The following is a 15,044-nucleotide window of genomic DNA, read 5'->3' on the forward strand; positions in this document are numbered from 1 at the left end:
CGGTGCCCGACGGTCAACCTTGAAGGGATGTATTCGGCAGGGACGCAATGAACGTACTGCCCTCCCCCGGCGTCGAGCTGATCTTGAGCCTTCCACCATGGCGCAGCAGCACGTGCTTGACGATCGCCAGCCCGAGCCCCGTGCCCTGCGTCTCGCGCGAGCGGCTCTTGTCGACGCGGTAGAAGCGCTCGGTCAGGCGCGAGATGTGCTGGGGGTCGATGCCGATGCCGCTGTCGGCGACCGCGAACTGCAGGTCGTCCTCGCCGCGGCGCCATGACAGCGCAATCTTGCCGCCCTCCGGCGAATAGCGGACCGCATTCGAGGCGAGATTCGCAAAGGCGCTGCGCAATTCTTCCATGCTGCCCATCAGGTCTGGACCGTCGATCTCGACCGTGATCTCGTGGCGGCCGCCCGACAGCGCGCGCGCTTCCGCCGCCACCGACTCGACCAGTGCGGCCACGTCGACCCGTTCGCGGCGCAGCGGGAATTCGTCCGACTCCAGGCGCGACAGCGTCAGCATGTCCTCGATCAGGCGCTGCATGCGCTGGCCCTGCTCCGTCATCAGCTTCAGGTGCGCTTCGCGGGTAGCGGCGTCCAGGCCCGGATCGAGCAGCGCGATCTCGAGGAAGCCGACGATCACGGTCAGGGGCGTGCGCAGTTCGTGCGAGGCGTTGGCGATGAAGTCGCGCCGCATCGCCTCGACGCGCTCGCTATCGGTGGCGTCGTGGGTCACCAGGATCTGGCGCCGGTTTTCGAACGGGATGATGCGGCATTCGATCTTGCGTCCGCGTAGCGACAGGGTCAGCGGCTGCTCGTAGCGGCCGAGGATGATGTAGTCGATGAAGTCGGGGTGGCGCACCAGGTTGGTGACGCGCAGGCCCCTGTCGCGTTCGATCGTCAGGCCCAGGTGGCGCTCGGCCGCCGGGTTGCACCATTCCAGGAACAGGACGTCGTCCATGATCGCCACGCCTTCGGGCAGCAGGTGCATCGCCTGCCGAAAGCGCGCGAGCCATTCGGTGAGCTCGTTCTGGTTGCGCTCGTCCTCGCGCCGCAGGCGGTACAGGCGCGCGAAGACATCGGTCCAGGCGCCCCAGCCGTCGGGCAGGCGCCCGGACTGGGGGTCGTTCAGCCATTCGCCCAGCTGGTGCAAATACGTTAACTGGACGAACAGCGCGACGACGGCGCCGGCCAGCGCCAGGCCCAGCGCGGGGACCGGCCCGGCCATCCACCAGACGACGGCGGCGGCGACGAAGATGGAGCCGAGGCGCAGCAGCGCCGGCACCCAGAACAGCAGCTTGGGATTCATCGGACCCTGGGAATCGGTTATTTTTCGGACAGCATGTAGCCGACGCTGCGCACCGTGCGGATCAGGCCCTCGGCGCTTTTGAGGGCTTTGCGCAGGCGCAGCACGTGGACGTCGACCGTGCGCTCTTCGATGACGGCGTGGTCGCCCCAGACTTTATCGAGCAACTGGGCGCGCGAAAACACGCGCTCGCGATGCGCCAGCAGGAATTTCAGCAGCTTGTATTCGGCGTTGCCGATGTCGGCGTTCTGCCCCTCGATCGTCACTGTGCAGCTGCTCGGGTCGAGCACGACGCTCCCGGCGCGCAGCGGCGCTTCGGCCAGGTGCGGGCTCTTGCGGCGCAGCAGCGCGCGCGCACGGGCCAGCAGTTCGCGCGGCGAGAACGGCTTCGTCACATAGTCGTCGGCGCCCGTGTTCAGGCCGGCCAGCTTGTCCTCTTCCATGCTTTTCGCGGTCAGCATGATCACCGGGATGTCCTGGAAATCGCGGTCGGCGCGCAGCCGCGCCAGCAGGCGCAGGCCGCTCTGGTCGGGCAGCATCCAGTCGAGCAGCAGCAGGTCGGGCTTGCCGTGGCGGATGCTCTCCCAGGCCGCGCTCGTGGTGCCGACCGAGGAGATGCTCCAGCCGGCTTCGCGCAGCGAATAACTCACCAGTTCGACGATCGCCGGCTCGTCCTCGACCAGCAGTACGCTCGTAGTCGACATGCCTCAGCCTTCCTGGATTGCCGGTTTGCTGTGGCGGATGTCGCGTCCTTCGACCACGTAGATCACGTATTCGGCGATGTTCTTCGCGTGGTCGCCGATGCGCTCGATCGCTTTCGCGACCCACAGCGTGTCGAGCGCCGACGAGATCGTGCGCGGGTCTTCCATCATGAAGGTGATCAGGTTGCGCAGGATGGTGCGGAACTCGTGGTCGATGATCTCGTCGCCGGCGATGATCTGCATCGCCTGCTTGCCGTCGAGGCGGGCAAAGGCGTCCAGTGCATCGTGCAGCAGGTCGGAGGTGCCCTTGCCGATGGTGCGGATGATGTCGTAATGGGCAAAGCCCGTCACGCCGCGCTCGTGCAGGCTTTTTGCCGTGCGCGCGATCTTGCTGGCTTCGTCGCCGATGCGTTCGAGGTCGGTGATGACCTTGATCGTCGCCATCACGGTGCGCAAATCGTTCGCGGCTGGCTGGCGCTTGACGATCAGGTGGCTGCAGGCGTCGTCGAGGGAAACCTCGAGCTGGTTGACGGCGTGGTCGTCCGCCATCACCTTGTCGGCGGCGGCGATGTCGCCGACCCGGAAGCAGTTCAGGGCCTGCTCGAACTGGGTTTCCACCATGCCGCCCATCAGCAGGACCTTGGAGCGGATCGCCTCCAGTTCCTGGTCATACTGTTTTGAAGAGTGCTCGCCAATCATAACTGCTCCCTAGTGTCTTTTTTTATTGGTCAACCGAAGCGACCGGTGATGTAATCCTGCGTTTCCTTCTTGTGCGGATTCATGAACAGCTGGTCGGTCTCGCCGAATTCCACCAGTTCGCCCAGGTACATGTAGGCAGTGTAATCCGAGCAGCGCGCGGCCTGCTGCATGTTGTGGGTCACGATCGTGATCGTGTACTCCTGCTTCAGTTCGCTGATCAGTTCCTCGATCTTGGCCGTCGAGATCGGGTCCAGCGCCGAGGTCGGCTCATCGAGCAGCAGCACGTCCGGCTTCACCGCCACGCCGCGTGCGATGCACAGGCGCTGCTGCTGGCCGCCCGACAGCGACAGGCCGCTCTTGTTCAGCTTATCCTTGGCCTCTTCCCACAGCGCCGCCTTCTTCAGCGCCCATTCGACGCGCTCGTCCATCTCGCCTTTCGACAGGTTCTCGTACAGGCGCACGCCGAAGGCGATATTGTCGTAGATCGACATCGGGAACGGGGTCGGCTTCTGGAACACCATGCCGATCTTGGCACGCAGCATGTTGACGTCGACGCCCGGCTCGAGGATGTTGCGGTCGCGGTAGACGATCGAACCTTCGGCGCGCTGTCCCGGGTACAGGTCGTACATGCGGTTCAGGGTACGCAGCAGGGTCGATTTGCCGCAGCCGGAGGGGCCGATGAAGGCCGTCACCTGCTTTTCGTGGATGTCGAGCGAGACGTTCTTCAGGCTTTGCGTCTTGCCGTAGAAGAAATTCAGGCCGGAGATCTCGATGGTCTTCGTTTTTGCAGCATTTGCCGCCGCGACCGGGGTTGCCATAGCTTGAGTCATGGTTATCAGTATGAATTAACGAGGGGTCTTCTGGGTGAAGACCGTGCGCGACAGGATGTTCAGGAACAACACGGTAAAGGTCACCAGCAATGCGCCGCCCCAGGCCAGGTTGCGCCAGTCGTCATAGGGGCTCATCGCGAACTGATAGATCACGACCGGCAGATTCGCCAGCGGCGCGTTCATGTCGGTGCTGTAGAACTGGTTGTTCAGGGCCGTGAACAGCAGCGGCGCGGTCTCGCCCGAGATGCGGGCCAGGGCCAGCAGCACGCCGGTGATGACGCCCGCCTTCACCGCACGCAGGCGCACCAGCATCGCCACCTTCCAGCGCGGTGCGCCGAGGGCGAACGCCGCCTCCAGCAGGCTGTTCGGCACCAGCCGCAGCATGTTGTCGGTGGTGCGCACGACCACGGGAATGGCGATCAGCGACAGCGCAATCGTCCCGGCATAACCCGAGAAATGCTTCACGTTGGCCACGTACAGGGCGTAGACGAACAGGCCGATCACGATCGACGGAGCGGACAGCATGATGTCGGTAACGAAGCGCGTCAGCTGGCCGAAGCGGCTGGTGGCGCCGTATTCGGCAAGATAGATGCCCGCCAGGATGCCGATCGGGGTACTGATCAGGGTCGACAGGCCGACCATCATCAGGCTGCCGACGATGGCATTCCTCAGGCCGCCGCCCTCGCCGCCCGGCGCCGGGGTGTCGCCGGTGAACATCAGGGCCGAGATTGCGGACAGGCCATTGGCCAGCAGGGTCCACAGGATCCAGGCCAGGAAGGCCAGCCCGATCGCCATCGCCAGCACCGACAGCGCGATGCCGATGCGGTGCCCGAGCAGGCGCTTGCGGTAGACAGGGTTGGTGACGTTCATTTCGTGCCTTCCTTACGGGACATATTTGCCAGCATCAGTTTCGCGGCCGAGAGCACGACGAAGGTGATGCCGAACAGGATCAGCGCCAGCGCGAACAGCGAGGACACGTGCAGCGGCGAGGCGGCTTCGGCGAATTCGTTGGCCAGGGTCGAGGAAATCGAGTTACCGGCCGAGAACAGCGACCAGCTCAGCTCATGCGCATTGCCGATGACGAAAGTCACGGCCATGGTCTCGCCCAGCGCGCGTCCCAGGCCCAGCATCACGCCGCCGACCACGCCGTTACGGGTATATGGCAGCACCACCTTGCGCACCACTTCCCACTTGGTGCAGCCCAGGCCGTAGGCCGATTCCTTGAGCACGGCCGGCACGATCTCGAACACGTCGCGCATCACCGAGGAAATGAAAGGAATGATCATCACCGCCAGGATCAGGCCGGCGGTCAGGATGCCGATGCCCATGGTCGGGCCCTGGAACAGCTGGCCGATCACCGGCAGCTGGCCGAGGGTGTGCTTCAACGCCGGCTGGACGTGGTCGGCGAACAGCGGCGCGAACACGAACAGGCCCCACATGCCGTAGATGATCGAGGGCACGCCGGCCAGCAGTTCGACTGCGGTGCCCATCGGGCGGCGCAGTGGCGTCGGGCAGATTTCGGTGAGGAACAAGGCGATGCCGAAGCTGATCGGGAAGGCGACCAGCAAGGCGATCAGCGAGGTGGCGATCGTGCCCCAGATCGCGATCAGCGCGCCGAACTTGTCTTCGACCGGATCCCATTCGACGGTGCTGATGAAGCCGGCGCCGAATTCCTTGAAAGCGGGCGCCGCGCCGATCGCCAGCGAGACGATGATGCCGACCAGGGCCAGCAGCACGCTGGCCGCGAACAGCAGGGTGATCTTGTGGAAGAGGAAGTCCTGGATGCGCTGGTTGCGCATGGTCTTGCGCAGGGCGGCGTACTGGGGGTCGACGGCGCCAGCGTCGTGGACTGCCGGCTTGTCGATGGCGACGGAAGGAGGTGCGCTCATGTGCTGTTCTTATGTGTGTGCTGCGAGGAAAGCCGCCGCAGCGGGGCCGCGGCGGCGTCCGACTGCCGGGCGTGTTACCAGATCGGCTTGCCGGCGGCGTCCTTCATGTTCGCGCGCCAGGCGTCCTGCACCAGTTTGGTGACCGCGTCGGGCATCGGCACGTAGTCCAGCTCGGCCGCGGCAGCATCGCCGTTTTTGTACGCCCAGTCGAAGAACTTCAGCACTTCCTTGCCTTTGACGCCATCGGCCTGGGCCTTGTGCACCAGGATGTAGGAGGCGCCGGTGATCGGCCAGCTGGCCTTGCCCGGCTGGTCGGTCAGCACCACGGCGAAGCCCGGGGCCTTGGCCCAGTCGGCGCTGGCGGCGGCGGCCTTGAAGGCCTCGTCGTCCGGCTGCAGCCAGGCGCCGTCGCGGTTTTGCAGCTGGGTGTGCGCCATCTTGTTCTTCTTGGCATAGGCCCATTCGACATAGCCGATGCCGCCCTTGATGCGCTGCACGTTGGCGGCCACGCCTTCGTTGCCCTTGCCGCCCACGCCGGTCGCCCACTTGACGGCGGTGCCAGCGCCGACCTTCAGCTTCCAGTCGGGGCTGGTCTGCGACAGATAATTGGTAAAGAGGAAGGACGTGCCCGAGCTGTCGGCGCGGTGCACGACCGTGATGTCCTCGGCCGGGAGCTTGACGCCCGGGTTCAGCGCGGCGATCGGCTGGGCATTCCACTTGGTGATCTTGCCGAGGAAGATATCGGCCAGCACGGCGCCGGTCAGTTTGACCTGCCCCGGACCCACGCCCGGCAGGTTGACGACCGGCACCACGCCGCCCATCACGGCCGGGAACTGGAACAGGCCCGCTTCGTTCAATTCATTCGCAGGCAGCGGCATGTCGGAAGCGCCGAAGTCGACGGTCTTCGCCTTGATCTGCTTGATGCCGGCGCCGGAACCGACCGACTGGTAGTTCAGGCCATTGCCGCTCGCCGCCTTGTACATTTCCGCCCACTTGGCGTAGATCGGATAGGGGAAGGTGGCGCCGGCACCAGTGATGTTCACGGCCTGGGCCGAGACAGCGAAGGTGGAGGCGGCAAGTGCGATCGAGATCAGCCAGGGCTTCATACGCATATCAGTTCCTTTCAGTGGAGGCGCAGACCGCGCGCCGTGATAGCTGCGCAGTCTAGCGGCCGATTATGACAAGTTCATGACAGGGCCGGTCTGGCATGTCATCGAATCGATGACATGCGGCGCGTGCCTGTCATATTCATGTTTCAGTTCGATGTCGGGCCGATGACCTGCCCGCGTATTGACGGTGGCGTCATATTGCCGCGATGTGCGGACTACCGTCACACAATTGATTCGCCCCCAACAGACGGGCAGGAAAACGAGGCTCCAGGGTAGAGCGAACCCGGCCGCAAATTTACGGGCTGGCCACTCTTGTAAATACACCGGCGGCTGCTATGCTCAAGATGTAGTCATCGCAATGGAGGGGATGCTGAAGAGCGTTTGGTATCTATGTGGAATATTTTTGTGTTTGCTATTTTATCGGGCATGGTCGGCCTGATCGCCTACGAGATTTTCCAGGAGGTCGGTGGCAGTTCCGAAGCCCTGCATGACCACTATCACGAATAGTGCCCAACCCGCTACGCGGGAAACATAAAAAAGCGGCGAGGCCCCAAGGGCGCTCGCCGCTTTCATTTTGACAAGGGCTGTTAGCGCAGGAAGCGCGACAGCGCCGTCATCGCGCTGAGTTCAAGGTTCAGGAACTGAAGTCCAAGCTTGAATTCGCCATTGCTGAGAATGCAATATTGCGTGCGGGCCCTGGCCTGGATCGGGACCACATTGCCTTCGACCAGCAGGTCGAAGCGCATCTGGACCGTTTGCCCGACACCGAGCGGCTGGGGCACGCTGACGCTGACGCCGTTGGCGCTCAGGTCGGTGGTGCGCCCCATCACCCGGTCGCCGGCTTCCGGGACCAGCATCGCGCGGGTTTTCAGGATCTTGCGCGGGGACTGCCTTTGTTCGCTGTGCACGGTAACGCCATGGATGAGAAATTCAGGTCGCGATTATATGCAAGATGGGTTCACCCTGCCGGCCCGGAAGCGCTCTCCTAGTCGAGCTCGCGCAGCTTGGTGAACGCCTGGTCGATGCGCTCGACCCCGATGATGTTCATCCCCTCGATCTTCTGCTTCGGCACATTCCCCTTCGGGATCATGGCCACCGAAAAGCCCAGCTTGGCCGCTTCCTTCAGGCGCTCCTGGCCGCGTGGTGCGGGGCGGATCTCGCCCGCCAGGCCCACTTCGCCGAACACCACCAGCCCGCGCGGCAGCGGCTTGTTGCGCATCGACGAGTTGATCGCCAGCAGGACCGCGAGGTCGGCTGCCGGTTCGGCGATCTTCACCCCGCCCACGGCATTGATGAAGACGTCCTGGTCGAAGGCGGCAATGCCGGCGTGACGGTGCAGCACGGCCAGCAGCATCGCCAAGCGGTTCTGCTCGAGGCCGACGGACAACCTGCGCGCGTTCGGCAGGTGGCTGGCGTCGACCAGGGCCTGGATCTCGACCAGCAGCGGCCGGGTCCCCTCCTGGGTCACCATCACGCAGGAACCGGGCACCTGGTTGTCGTGCTGCGACAGGAACAGGGCCGAGGGATTGGACACGCCTTTCAGCCCCTTTTCCGTCATCGCGAACACGCCCAGTTCGTTGACGGCGCCGAAGCGGTTTTTAATAGCGCGCACCAGGCGGAAACTGGACTGGGTATCGCCCTCGAAATACAGCACGGTGTCGACGATGTGCTCCAGCACGCGCGGACCGGCCAGCGCGCCCTCTTTCGTCACGTGGCCGACCAGGATGATGGTGACGCCGGTCTGCTTCGCCACGCGGGTCAGTTGCGCGGCGCATTCGCGCACCTGCGACACCGAACCCGGGGCCGCGGTGAGGGCATCCGAATACAGGGTCTGGATCGAGTCGATCACCGCCACTTCGGGCTTCAGGTCGGCCAGCGTGCCGAGGATCTTCTCCAGCTGGATCTCGGCCTGGAGCTTCAGGTCCTTCGCCTCGACCTGCAGGCGGCGCGCACGCAGGGCGATCTGGGCGCCGGATTCCTCGCCGCTCACATATAAAGTACTGCGCGTGGCGGCGAGATTCGCCAGGGCCTGCAGCAGCAGGGTCGACTTGCCGATGCCGGGGTCGCCGCCGATCAGCACCACGCCGCCCGCCACCAGGCCGCCGCCCAGCACGCGGTCGAATTCCTCGATGCCGGTGCCGAAGCGCGGCACGTCGGTGGCCTCGATGTCGGCCAGGGACAGCACCGGCGCGGTCTGCGCCAGCGCCTTGTGGTTCACGGTCTGCGACATGCGGTTCACGCCGGCCGTCTCGACGGTCTGCTCGACCATCGTGTTCCAGGCCTTGCAGTCGGCGCACTGGCCGGTCCAGCGGCTGGAAACGCTGCCGCATTCGCTGCAGACGAACTGGGTCTTTGCCTTAGCCATGGGTGCCCAACCTTCCTTCCGTGACGCGCACGCGCGGGGCGAGTGCGCACATCAATTCATAGCCGATGGTGCCCGCGGCGGCGGCCACTTCGTCGATCGGCAGGCCGTCGCCCCAGAGCGTCACCTGGCTGCCGACGCGGGCATTCCGGACCGGCGTCAGGTCGACCGTCATCATGTCCATCGAGACCCGCCCGATCACGCTGGTGCGCACGCCGTCGACGATCACCGGGGTGCCGTGCGGCGCGTGGCGCGGGTAGCCGTCGGCATAGCCGCAGGCGACCACGCCGACCTGCATCGGCCCCGTCGCCTCGAAGCGGCTGCCGTAGCCGACGGTGTCGCCGGCGACGAGCTGCTGGATCGCGATGATTTCGGAGGTCAGCGTCATCGTCGGGCGCAGGCCGAAGTCCTGGGCCGTGCGCCCGCCAGGCGTGCCGCCGTACAGCATGATGCCGGGACGGACCCAGTCGTTCTGCAATTCGGCGTGCAGCACCGCCTGGTGCAGCACGCCGCCGGAATTCGACAGGCTGCGCTCCCCCTCCAGCCCTTCCGCCCCGCGCTGGAAGCGCTGCACCTGGTCGGCAATCGCCAGGCGCGGATGTTCGAGCTCGTCGGCATTCGCGAAATGGGTCATCAGGGTGATGTTGCGGATGCCGGGAATCGCGCGCAGGCGTTTATAGGCAGCCGCATATTCGCCGGGCTTGAAACCGAGCCGGTTCATCCCGGTGTTCATCTTCAGGTGCACATCGATCGGGCGGTAGAGCTGGGTGTACTCCAGCATCTTGATCTGCTCCACGCAATGCACGGTGCTGTTGATATTGTGTTCGGCCAGCAGCGGCACGTCGGACGCGTCGAAAATCCCCTCCAGCAGCAGGATCGGCTTGATCCATCCCAGTTCGCGCAGGCGCAACGCGTTTTCCGTTTCGATCAGCGCCAGGCCGTCGGCCGTCGCAAAACCCTTCATGCCGCGCTCGAGGCCATGGCCATAGGCGTTCGCCTTGACCACGGCCCAGACCTTGGCTTGCGGCGCGCAGCTGCGTGCACGGGCGAGGTTATGCTGCATCGAATCGAGATGGATGGTGGCGCAAAGGGGGCGTGGCATGGCGAGATTCGGTGAAAAAGCCGTCTAGGCGAAAGCTTCTATTTTACTGGATGGGCAGGGTTCTTGCCCGTCCGTTTCTTTGGCTTGCCGTTCTTTCATGGTATAAAGCAACCCACACTTGTTTTCAGACTCACTCGAATGAATCGTGGTTTTTATACCATCATGGCGGCGCAGTTTTTCTCGTCGCTGGCAGACAATGCGCTGCTGCTTGTAGCCATTGACGTGCTGGTGTCGATGCACGCGCCGGCCTCGCTGACGCCGCTGCTCAAGCTTTCATTCGTCCTGTTCTACGTCCTGCTGGCCGCCTTCGTCGGCGCCTTCGCCGATTCGCTGCCCAAGGGCCGCGTCATGTTCATCGCCAACCTGATCAAGGTCTTCGGCTGCGCATTGATGTTCCTGGCCGTGCACCCGCTGGTTGCCTATGCCGTCGTCGGCTTCGGGGCAGCCGTGTATTCGCCGGCGAAATACGGCATCCTCACCGAACTGCTGCCGCCCGAAAAGCTCGTGGCCGCCAACGGCTGGATCGAGGGCCTGACGGTCATGTCGATCATCTTCGGCACCGTGATGGGCGGCGCCCTGGTCAGCGTCAAGGGCTCGGCCCTGCTGCTGAGCTTTGACATCCCCTTCATCGACACCGGTATCGACACCACCAGCGAAGCGGCGATGGCCGTCGTGGTCGTGATCTACCTGGCGGCGGCGCTGTTCAACCTGCGCATCCCGGAAACCGGCGCCCGCTACGAACACCAGGAACGCAATCCGATGAAACTGGTCGCCGATTTCGCGAACTGCTCGGCCACGCTCTGGAAAGACAAGCTGGGCCAGATCTCGCTGGCCGTCACCACCCTGTTCTGGGGCGCCGGCGCGACCTTGCAGTTCATCGTGCTGAAGTGGGCCGAGCGCTCGCTGCACATGCCGCTCGACAAGGCCACCAGCCTGATCGGCGTGGTCGCAATCGGCGTGGCGATCGGCGCCGCGCTGGCCGCCAGGGTAATCCCGCTGAGGAAATCCTTGACCGTGATCCCGATGGGCATCCTGATGGGCCTGGTCGTGATGATCATGGTGTTCGTGCGCGACGTAATCGTCGCCTACCCTCTGCTGGCGCTGATCGGCTTCCTCTCGGGCTTTTTCGTGGTACCGATGAACGCCCTGCTGCAGCACCGCGGCCATGTGCTCATGAGCGCGGGCCACTCGATCGCAGTGCAGAACTTCAACGAGAACCTGTCGATCCTGACCATGCTGGCGCTGTACTCGATCATGATCACCCTGAACCTCGACCTGGACATGATCATCGTGATGTTCGGGCTGTCGATCGCGGGGATTACCTGGCTGATCATGAAGCGGCATCAGCGCAACCAGGCGCAGCATGATTCGCTGGCGCTGATCGGCGAGCACAAGCATTGATGCCGGCGGGCGCCGCGCGCCCCTGGCTTACCAGACGATATTGCGCATATCGTCCTGGGCGCTTCTCGCCTCCGCGCGCTCACGCCAGTCGTTCGGCACGATGAAGCCACGTTCGATCTCTTCCACCAGACCCGGCGTTTCGCGCACCACCGCCACCAGCACCGGCGAGGGATTCGTCTCGAACTGGGCTTCCAGCTCGGCATGCAGCTGGGCGCGGTTCAACAGCCATGCCGCCTGCGCCGCGCGGAAGGGCGCCAGCCATTGCAGCTTGGGCAGGACCAGGAAGGCGTCGGCGCCGAGCGAGTCGAGTTCGCCCAGCGCGCACCAGAAGCCGCGGCAGTGCCCGGCCGTGATGCCGCTCATCGCCGGCCAGCTGCCGGCTGGATAGAACAGCCAGCCTTTCACCAGGGCGCGCGCCGAGGTCACGGGGCGCGGCAGCAGCGGCTGGGCCGCGGGGTGCGTGCCCAGCTCCAGCTGGCGCCCGAAAATCTTGCGCATCTTCGCGCCCAGGCTGTCGGCCAGGTTGGGCCCGACCAGGGCGTCGAACTCCTGCCCGGCTTCGCCTTGCAGCAGGTAGAACTTGGTGGCGAACTCGATGTGTTCGAGGGCGTCGGGGCCATTCTCCAGCAGGAAGTCGAACTCGCCGACCGTGTCGTTGCGGTTGGCGCGGATCTGCAGGCCGTGGGCGACCAGGCGTCCCTGCTCCTGGAAATAAAAGGCCATCAGCTTTTCGGCATACAGGCCGAGGCGCCGGTAGACGCGCGGGCCGAGGGCGGCGTCGAGGCGGGCCGGATCGAAGTCGAGGTCGCGCAGCCAGCGTTCGACTTCGGGCGTCACCGGCCCGGTGGAGGCGATGCGGCCCTGCCAGTGCGGCGCGGCGGCGTCGAGCAAGTCGGGCGAATCGAGCAGCCAGGCCAGGGCGCGCACCCGGGCGCGCCGCAGGTGCCCCCAGCGGCGGTGGAAGGCGGCCTGGTAGCTATCGGCCCCGTCCTGCATTCAAACCTTCTGCATTCGAAGCTCGCGCATTCGGCGCGCCCGCGGTACGCGCACGGCACAGGTCCGCCCAGGCCAGCGCCTTGTCGGCGCCGCGGCGCAGCAGCTCGCCCGGATGCAGGGTCGCCACCAGCGCCGCCTTGCCCAAGGCGTGGGTGGTGCCGCGGGTGCCGGCCAGCGGCTCCTGCAGCGGTTTGCCGAGCAGGCCGTTGGCCGCGATCTGGCCCAGGGTCAGGACCACGCCGGCGCCGGTGAGGGCCAGTTCGCGCTCGAGGAAGGGACGGCAGGCCGCCGCTTCCTCGGCGGTGGGCGCGCGGTCGCCGCCGCTGGCGGACAGCGGACGGCATTTCACCAGGCTGGTGACGTAGACGTCCTGCTCGCGCGTCAGGTCGACCGCGCACAGCATGTTGTCGAGCAGCTTGCCGGCCTCGCCGGCCAGTGGCGCGCCCTCCGCTTCATCGGCCGCACTGGTGGCGCCGGCGGCGACCAGCCAGCGCGCCTGCAGGGCGCCGGCGCCGTACACCGGCTTGCGGCCGGCGCAGTCGCCGCAGCGCGTGCAGCGGGCGATCGCGGCGCGCAGTTCGTCCCAGTCCATGGCGGCGATCGCCTCCGGGCTGTCGCCCTGCTCTTCCTCGACCGCCGGGGGAGCGGGCGGGGTCCATGCCGGCGGCGGCGGCGCGGAGGTCATCGGGATCTCGCCCCAGGCCGGGTCGCGCGGGGGCGGCGGGATGACACCGGGAGCAGGCGCAGGTGCGCGCGCTGATTGCGCTGCCGGCTGCGGCGCCGTGGCGGCGACCGCTGCCGCTGCTTCCGCCTCGACCGGCGCGGAGTCGTCCGCAGGTTCGCGGCGCAGCCGCCACAGCGGCGTGATGCCCATCTCGGCCAAAAATACTTCGTCGCGTTCGCTCGGGTTCATAGTGCATGCCTCATCACGATGGCGTCCTCGCGCTTGCCCTCATGGGCCGGATAATATCCCTTGCGCCGGCCGATCTCGGCAAAGCCGTAGCGCTTGTACACGGCCAGCGCGCGCTCGTTCGACGGGCGCACTTCGAGCAGCACGGATTCGGCGCCCATCTCTTTCGCCCGCGCGCACAGGGTATCGAGCAGGTGCCGTCCCAGTCCGGTGCCGTGGCGCTCGCCGGCCACCGCCACGTCGAGCAAATGGGCTTCGTCCAGCGCATACATCAGCAGAAAATAGCCGGCCAGCTCGCCCGCGGCATCGCGCAGCAGCCAGGCGTCGTAGCCTGCCTGAATGGAATCGCTGAAGTTGGCGCGGCTCCAGGGATGGGGGAACACGCTGCATTCGAGCGCGTGCACCGCGTCGACGTCGTCCATCGTCATCCGCACCAGGCTCAGGCGGTTCGCTACGCTCGCGTCCATCATGCCTTCGAGCCCTCGGCCTTGGCGGCATTGATCACCTGGCGCTCGGCGCTGGTGTAGGCGACCTTGTTGCGCAGGTAAAGCGGCTGGGCCTGCGCCGCCGGCACGCCCTGCCCGGCCGCCAGCGCGGCTGCGCCGATGGCCGCCAGGTCGCGCGCATGCGGATTGACGCCGGCATCGGCCGCGGCCGCGAAGCCTTTACCGGCAAACGCGTCCGGATAGGCGGAGAAGCCGTTGCCGCAGGCGGCAAGGCCCGCGGCGGGCTGCGGCGCCACCGCCTCGGGGCCGGACAGGGTCGGCGCAACGACGACTTGCCAGGCCCCGTCGAACCGGTATTGCGCCCAATAGACTTCGTTCATGCGCGCGTCCAGCACGGCCAGCACCTCGAGCGCGCCGCTCTTCGCGCGGCACGCCTCCGCCATCGCCTCGAGCGTCACCAGGGGCAGCACCGGCAGCTCGGCCCCGAAGGCCAGGCCCTGGGCCACGCCGCAGGCAGTGCGCACGCCGGTGAACGAGCCGGGCCCGGCGCCGAAGGCGATGGCATCGACGTCGCTCAGGCGAATCTGCGCCTCGGCCAGCAGTTCCTGCACCATCGGCAGCACGGATTGCGAATGGGTACGCACGCCGCCGGACTCGCGCGACAGGACAGTGCGGCCGGCGGTCTTGCCGGGCGTGTCGCCGATGAGCAGCGCGCAGGAGGCGAGTTCGGATGAAGTTTCGATGGCAAGGATGATAGGCATGCGCTATTTTAACCCGTCACGCACGGCCCCGGCCATGGCCGGCGTGGCCCCGATTGCTGTCCCGAGGTAGAATCCGCTCATGCATTCCCTGACACTTGATACGAGCAACCGCGACCAGCTCGCCGCCTCCTTCGGCGGCGGCCGCTGGATCGTCGCCTGCCTGTGCGCCGCCTGGTGCGGCACCTGCGGCGGCTACCGCAGCGCCTTCGAAGCCCTCGCCGCCCGCCATCCGGACAAGACCTTCGTCTGGATCGACATCGAAGACCAGGCCGACGTGGTCGGCGACCTCGACGTCGACAACTTTCCGACCCTGCTGCTGCAAAAGGACGACACGGTCGCCTTCTTCGGCACCATGCTGCCGGACGCCGCCCTCGCCGAACGCCTGGTCCAGGCCCAGGCTGAACTCGCGCCGGAGGAACTGGCGCGCCTGGCCGCGTCCAGCCAGCAACGGCGCGACTGGCAGCGCGACTGCAATTTGCGAACGCTGCTGGGCCAGGCAGGTCAGCAGTGATCCGAGCGACCCGCAGGGTGGATT

16 protein-coding genes are annotated in these 15,044 nt (G+C 65.9%); 2 read left to right on the forward strand and 14 right to left on the reverse strand.

Annotated features, from left to right (window positions below; all coding sequences use genetic code 11):
* Window positions 1-13 precede the first annotated feature (13 nt).
* The 10 genes from phoR to alr all read right to left on the reverse strand — a co-directional run bounded on the left by phoR (window position 14) and on the right by alr (window position 9,995).
* Window positions 14-1,306, reverse strand: coding sequence for a phosphate regulon sensor histidine kinase PhoR (gene phoR, locus LPB04_RS20590; protein ID WP_193686319.1), 1,293 nt, complete (start codon window positions 1,304-1,306; stop codon window positions 14-16).
* A 17-nt stretch (window positions 1,307-1,323) separates the two neighbouring features.
* A complete protein-coding gene (locus tag LPB04_RS20595) occupies window positions 1,324-2,007 on the reverse strand; it encodes a response regulator (RefSeq protein WP_193686320.1) in 684 nt (227 codons plus the stop codon).
* A gap of 3 nt (window positions 2,008-2,010) precedes the next feature.
* Complete coding sequence (gene phoU / locus LPB04_RS20600; RefSeq protein WP_193686321.1) at window positions 2,011-2,703, reverse strand: phosphate signaling complex protein PhoU; 693 nt, start codon at window positions 2,701-2,703, stop codon at window positions 2,011-2,013.
* A gap of 29 nt (window positions 2,704-2,732) precedes the next feature.
* A complete protein-coding gene (gene pstB, locus LPB04_RS20605; RefSeq protein ID WP_227496511.1) occupies window positions 2,733-3,521 on the reverse strand; it encodes a phosphate ABC transporter ATP-binding protein PstB in 789 nt (262 codons plus the stop codon).
* Between the two features lie 27 nt (window positions 3,522-3,548).
* On the reverse strand, window positions 3,549-4,403 hold the full coding sequence (gene pstA, locus LPB04_RS20610) for a phosphate ABC transporter permease PstA (RefSeq protein WP_193686323.1): 855 nt from the start codon (window positions 4,401-4,403) through the stop codon (window positions 3,549-3,551).
* The gene (pstC, locus tag LPB04_RS20615) at window positions 4,400-5,332 is read right to left on the reverse strand and encodes a phosphate ABC transporter permease subunit PstC (protein ID WP_227496775.1); all 933 of its coding nucleotides are present in this window, start codon (window positions 5,330-5,332) and stop codon (window positions 4,400-4,402) included. The genes pstA and pstC overlap by 4 nt, the downstream gene beginning before the upstream one ends.
* Before the next feature lie 164 nt (window positions 5,333-5,496).
* Window positions 5,497-6,534: a phosphate ABC transporter substrate-binding protein PstS gene (gene pstS, locus LPB04_RS20620; RefSeq protein WP_193686324.1), complete on the reverse strand. Its 1,038-nt coding sequence runs from the start codon at window positions 6,532-6,534 to the stop codon at window positions 5,497-5,499.
* Between the two features lie 584 nt (window positions 6,535-7,118).
* A complete protein-coding gene (locus LPB04_RS20625) occupies window positions 7,119-7,439 on the reverse strand; it encodes a PilZ domain-containing protein (RefSeq protein WP_193686325.1) in 321 nt (106 codons plus the stop codon).
* Between the two features lie 77 nt (window positions 7,440-7,516).
* Entirely contained in the window at window positions 7,517-8,896 is a 1,380-nt protein-coding gene (gene radA / locus LPB04_RS20630; protein ID WP_193686326.1) for a DNA repair protein RadA, read from the reverse strand.
* On the reverse strand, window positions 8,889-9,995 hold the full coding sequence (gene alr / locus LPB04_RS20635; RefSeq protein WP_193686327.1) for an alanine racemase: 1,107 nt from the start codon (window positions 9,993-9,995) through the stop codon (window positions 8,889-8,891). The genes radA and alr overlap by 8 nt, the downstream gene beginning before the upstream one ends.
* Window positions 9,996-10,133: 138 nt before the next feature.
* Here alr and lplT point away from each other — a divergent pair, with 138 nt between their 5' ends.
* Window positions 10,134-11,396: a lysophospholipid transporter LplT gene (gene lplT / locus LPB04_RS20640; protein ID WP_193686328.1), complete on the forward strand. Its 1,263-nt coding sequence runs from the start codon at window positions 10,134-10,136 to the stop codon at window positions 11,394-11,396.
* A gap of 27 nt (window positions 11,397-11,423) precedes the next feature.
* Here lplT and LPB04_RS20645 read toward each other — a convergent pair whose 3' ends face one another.
* From LPB04_RS20645 to tsaB, 4 genes are read right to left on the reverse strand one after another with little or no spacing between them, the layout of a single operon-like run.
* Window positions 11,424-12,392, reverse strand: a complete 969-nt coding sequence (locus LPB04_RS20645; protein ID WP_193686329.1) for a DUF1853 family protein — start codon at window positions 12,390-12,392, stop codon at window positions 11,424-11,426.
* Window positions 12,373-13,305 carry a uracil-DNA glycosylase gene (locus LPB04_RS20650; RefSeq protein WP_193686330.1) on the reverse strand — a complete coding sequence of 311 codons (933 nt, stop codon included), beginning with the start codon at window positions 13,303-13,305 and terminating at the stop codon, window positions 12,373-12,375. The genes LPB04_RS20645 and LPB04_RS20650 overlap by 20 nt, the downstream gene beginning before the upstream one ends.
* Window positions 13,302-13,772 carry a ribosomal protein S18-alanine N-acetyltransferase gene (gene rimI, locus LPB04_RS20655; RefSeq protein WP_227496512.1) on the reverse strand — a complete coding sequence of 157 codons (471 nt, stop codon included), beginning with the start codon at window positions 13,770-13,772 and terminating at the stop codon, window positions 13,302-13,304. The genes LPB04_RS20650 and rimI overlap by 4 nt, the downstream gene beginning before the upstream one ends.
* Window positions 13,769-14,509: a tRNA (adenosine(37)-N6)-threonylcarbamoyltransferase complex dimerization subunit type 1 TsaB gene (tsaB, locus tag LPB04_RS20660; protein ID WP_193686331.1), complete on the reverse strand. Its 741-nt coding sequence runs from the start codon at window positions 14,507-14,509 to the stop codon at window positions 13,769-13,771. The genes rimI and tsaB overlap by 4 nt, the downstream gene beginning before the upstream one ends.
* Before the next feature lie 79 nt (window positions 14,510-14,588).
* On the opposite strand from tsaB, the gene LPB04_RS20665 reads away from it, so the two are divergent.
* Window positions 14,589-15,020, forward strand: a complete 432-nt coding sequence (locus LPB04_RS20665) for a thioredoxin family protein (RefSeq protein WP_193686332.1) — start codon at window positions 14,589-14,591, stop codon at window positions 15,018-15,020.
* Window positions 15,021-15,044 lie beyond the last annotated feature (24 nt).

Origin of the sequence: Massilia litorea, assembly GCF_015101885.1 — a bacterium.
GTDB lineage: Bacteria > Pseudomonadota > Gammaproteobacteria > Burkholderiales > Burkholderiaceae_D > Telluria > Telluria litorea.

Bases quoted from the DNA above. Each gene is read 5' to 3' on its own strand.
- pstC (WP_227496775.1), bottom strand. From the start codon at position 5,332: ATGCGCAACCAGCGCATCCAGGACTTCCTCTTCCACAAGATCACCCTG.
- tsaB (WP_193686331.1), bottom strand. From the start codon at position 14,509: ATGCCTATCATCCTTGCCATCGAAACTTCATCCGAACTCGCCTCCTGC.
- LPB04_RS20665 (WP_193686332.1), top strand. From the start codon at position 14,589: ATGCATTCCCTGACACTTGATACGAGCAACCGCGACCAGCTCGCCGCC.
- alr (WP_193686327.1), bottom strand. From the start codon at position 9,995: ATGCCACGCCCCCTTTGCGCCACCATCCATCTCGATTCGATGCAGCAT.
- phoR (WP_193686319.1), bottom strand. From the start codon at position 1,306: ATGAATCCCAAGCTGCTGTTCTGGGTGCCGGCGCTGCTGCGCCTCGGC.
- pstB (WP_227496511.1), bottom strand. From the start codon at position 3,521: ATGGCAACCCCGGTCGCGGCGGCAAATGCTGCAAAAACGAAGACCATC.
- LPB04_RS20595 (WP_193686320.1), bottom strand. From the start codon at position 2,007: ATGTCGACTACGAGCGTACTGCTGGTCGAGGACGAGCCGGCGATCGTC.
- phoU (WP_193686321.1), bottom strand. From the start codon at position 2,703: ATGATTGGCGAGCACTCTTCAAAACAGTATGACCAGGAACTGGAGGCG.
- LPB04_RS20650 (WP_193686330.1), bottom strand. From the start codon at position 13,305: ATGAACCCGAGCGAACGCGACGAAGTATTTTTGGCCGAGATGGGCATC.
- radA (WP_193686326.1), bottom strand. From the start codon at position 8,896: ATGGCTAAGGCAAAGACCCAGTTCGTCTGCAGCGAATGCGGCAGCGTT.
- LPB04_RS20645 (WP_193686329.1), bottom strand. From the start codon at position 12,392: ATGCAGGACGGGGCCGATAGCTACCAGGCCGCCTTCCACCGCCGCTGG.
- pstS (WP_193686324.1), bottom strand. From the start codon at position 6,534: ATGCGTATGAAGCCCTGGCTGATCTCGATCGCACTTGCCGCCTCCACC.
- rimI (WP_227496512.1), bottom strand. From the start codon at position 13,772: ATGATGGACGCGAGCGTAGCGAACCGCCTGAGCCTGGTGCGGATGACG.
- lplT (WP_193686328.1), top strand. From the start codon at position 10,134: ATGAATCGTGGTTTTTATACCATCATGGCGGCGCAGTTTTTCTCGTCG.
- pstA (WP_193686323.1), bottom strand. From the start codon at position 4,403: ATGAACGTCACCAACCCTGTCTACCGCAAGCGCCTGCTCGGGCACCGC.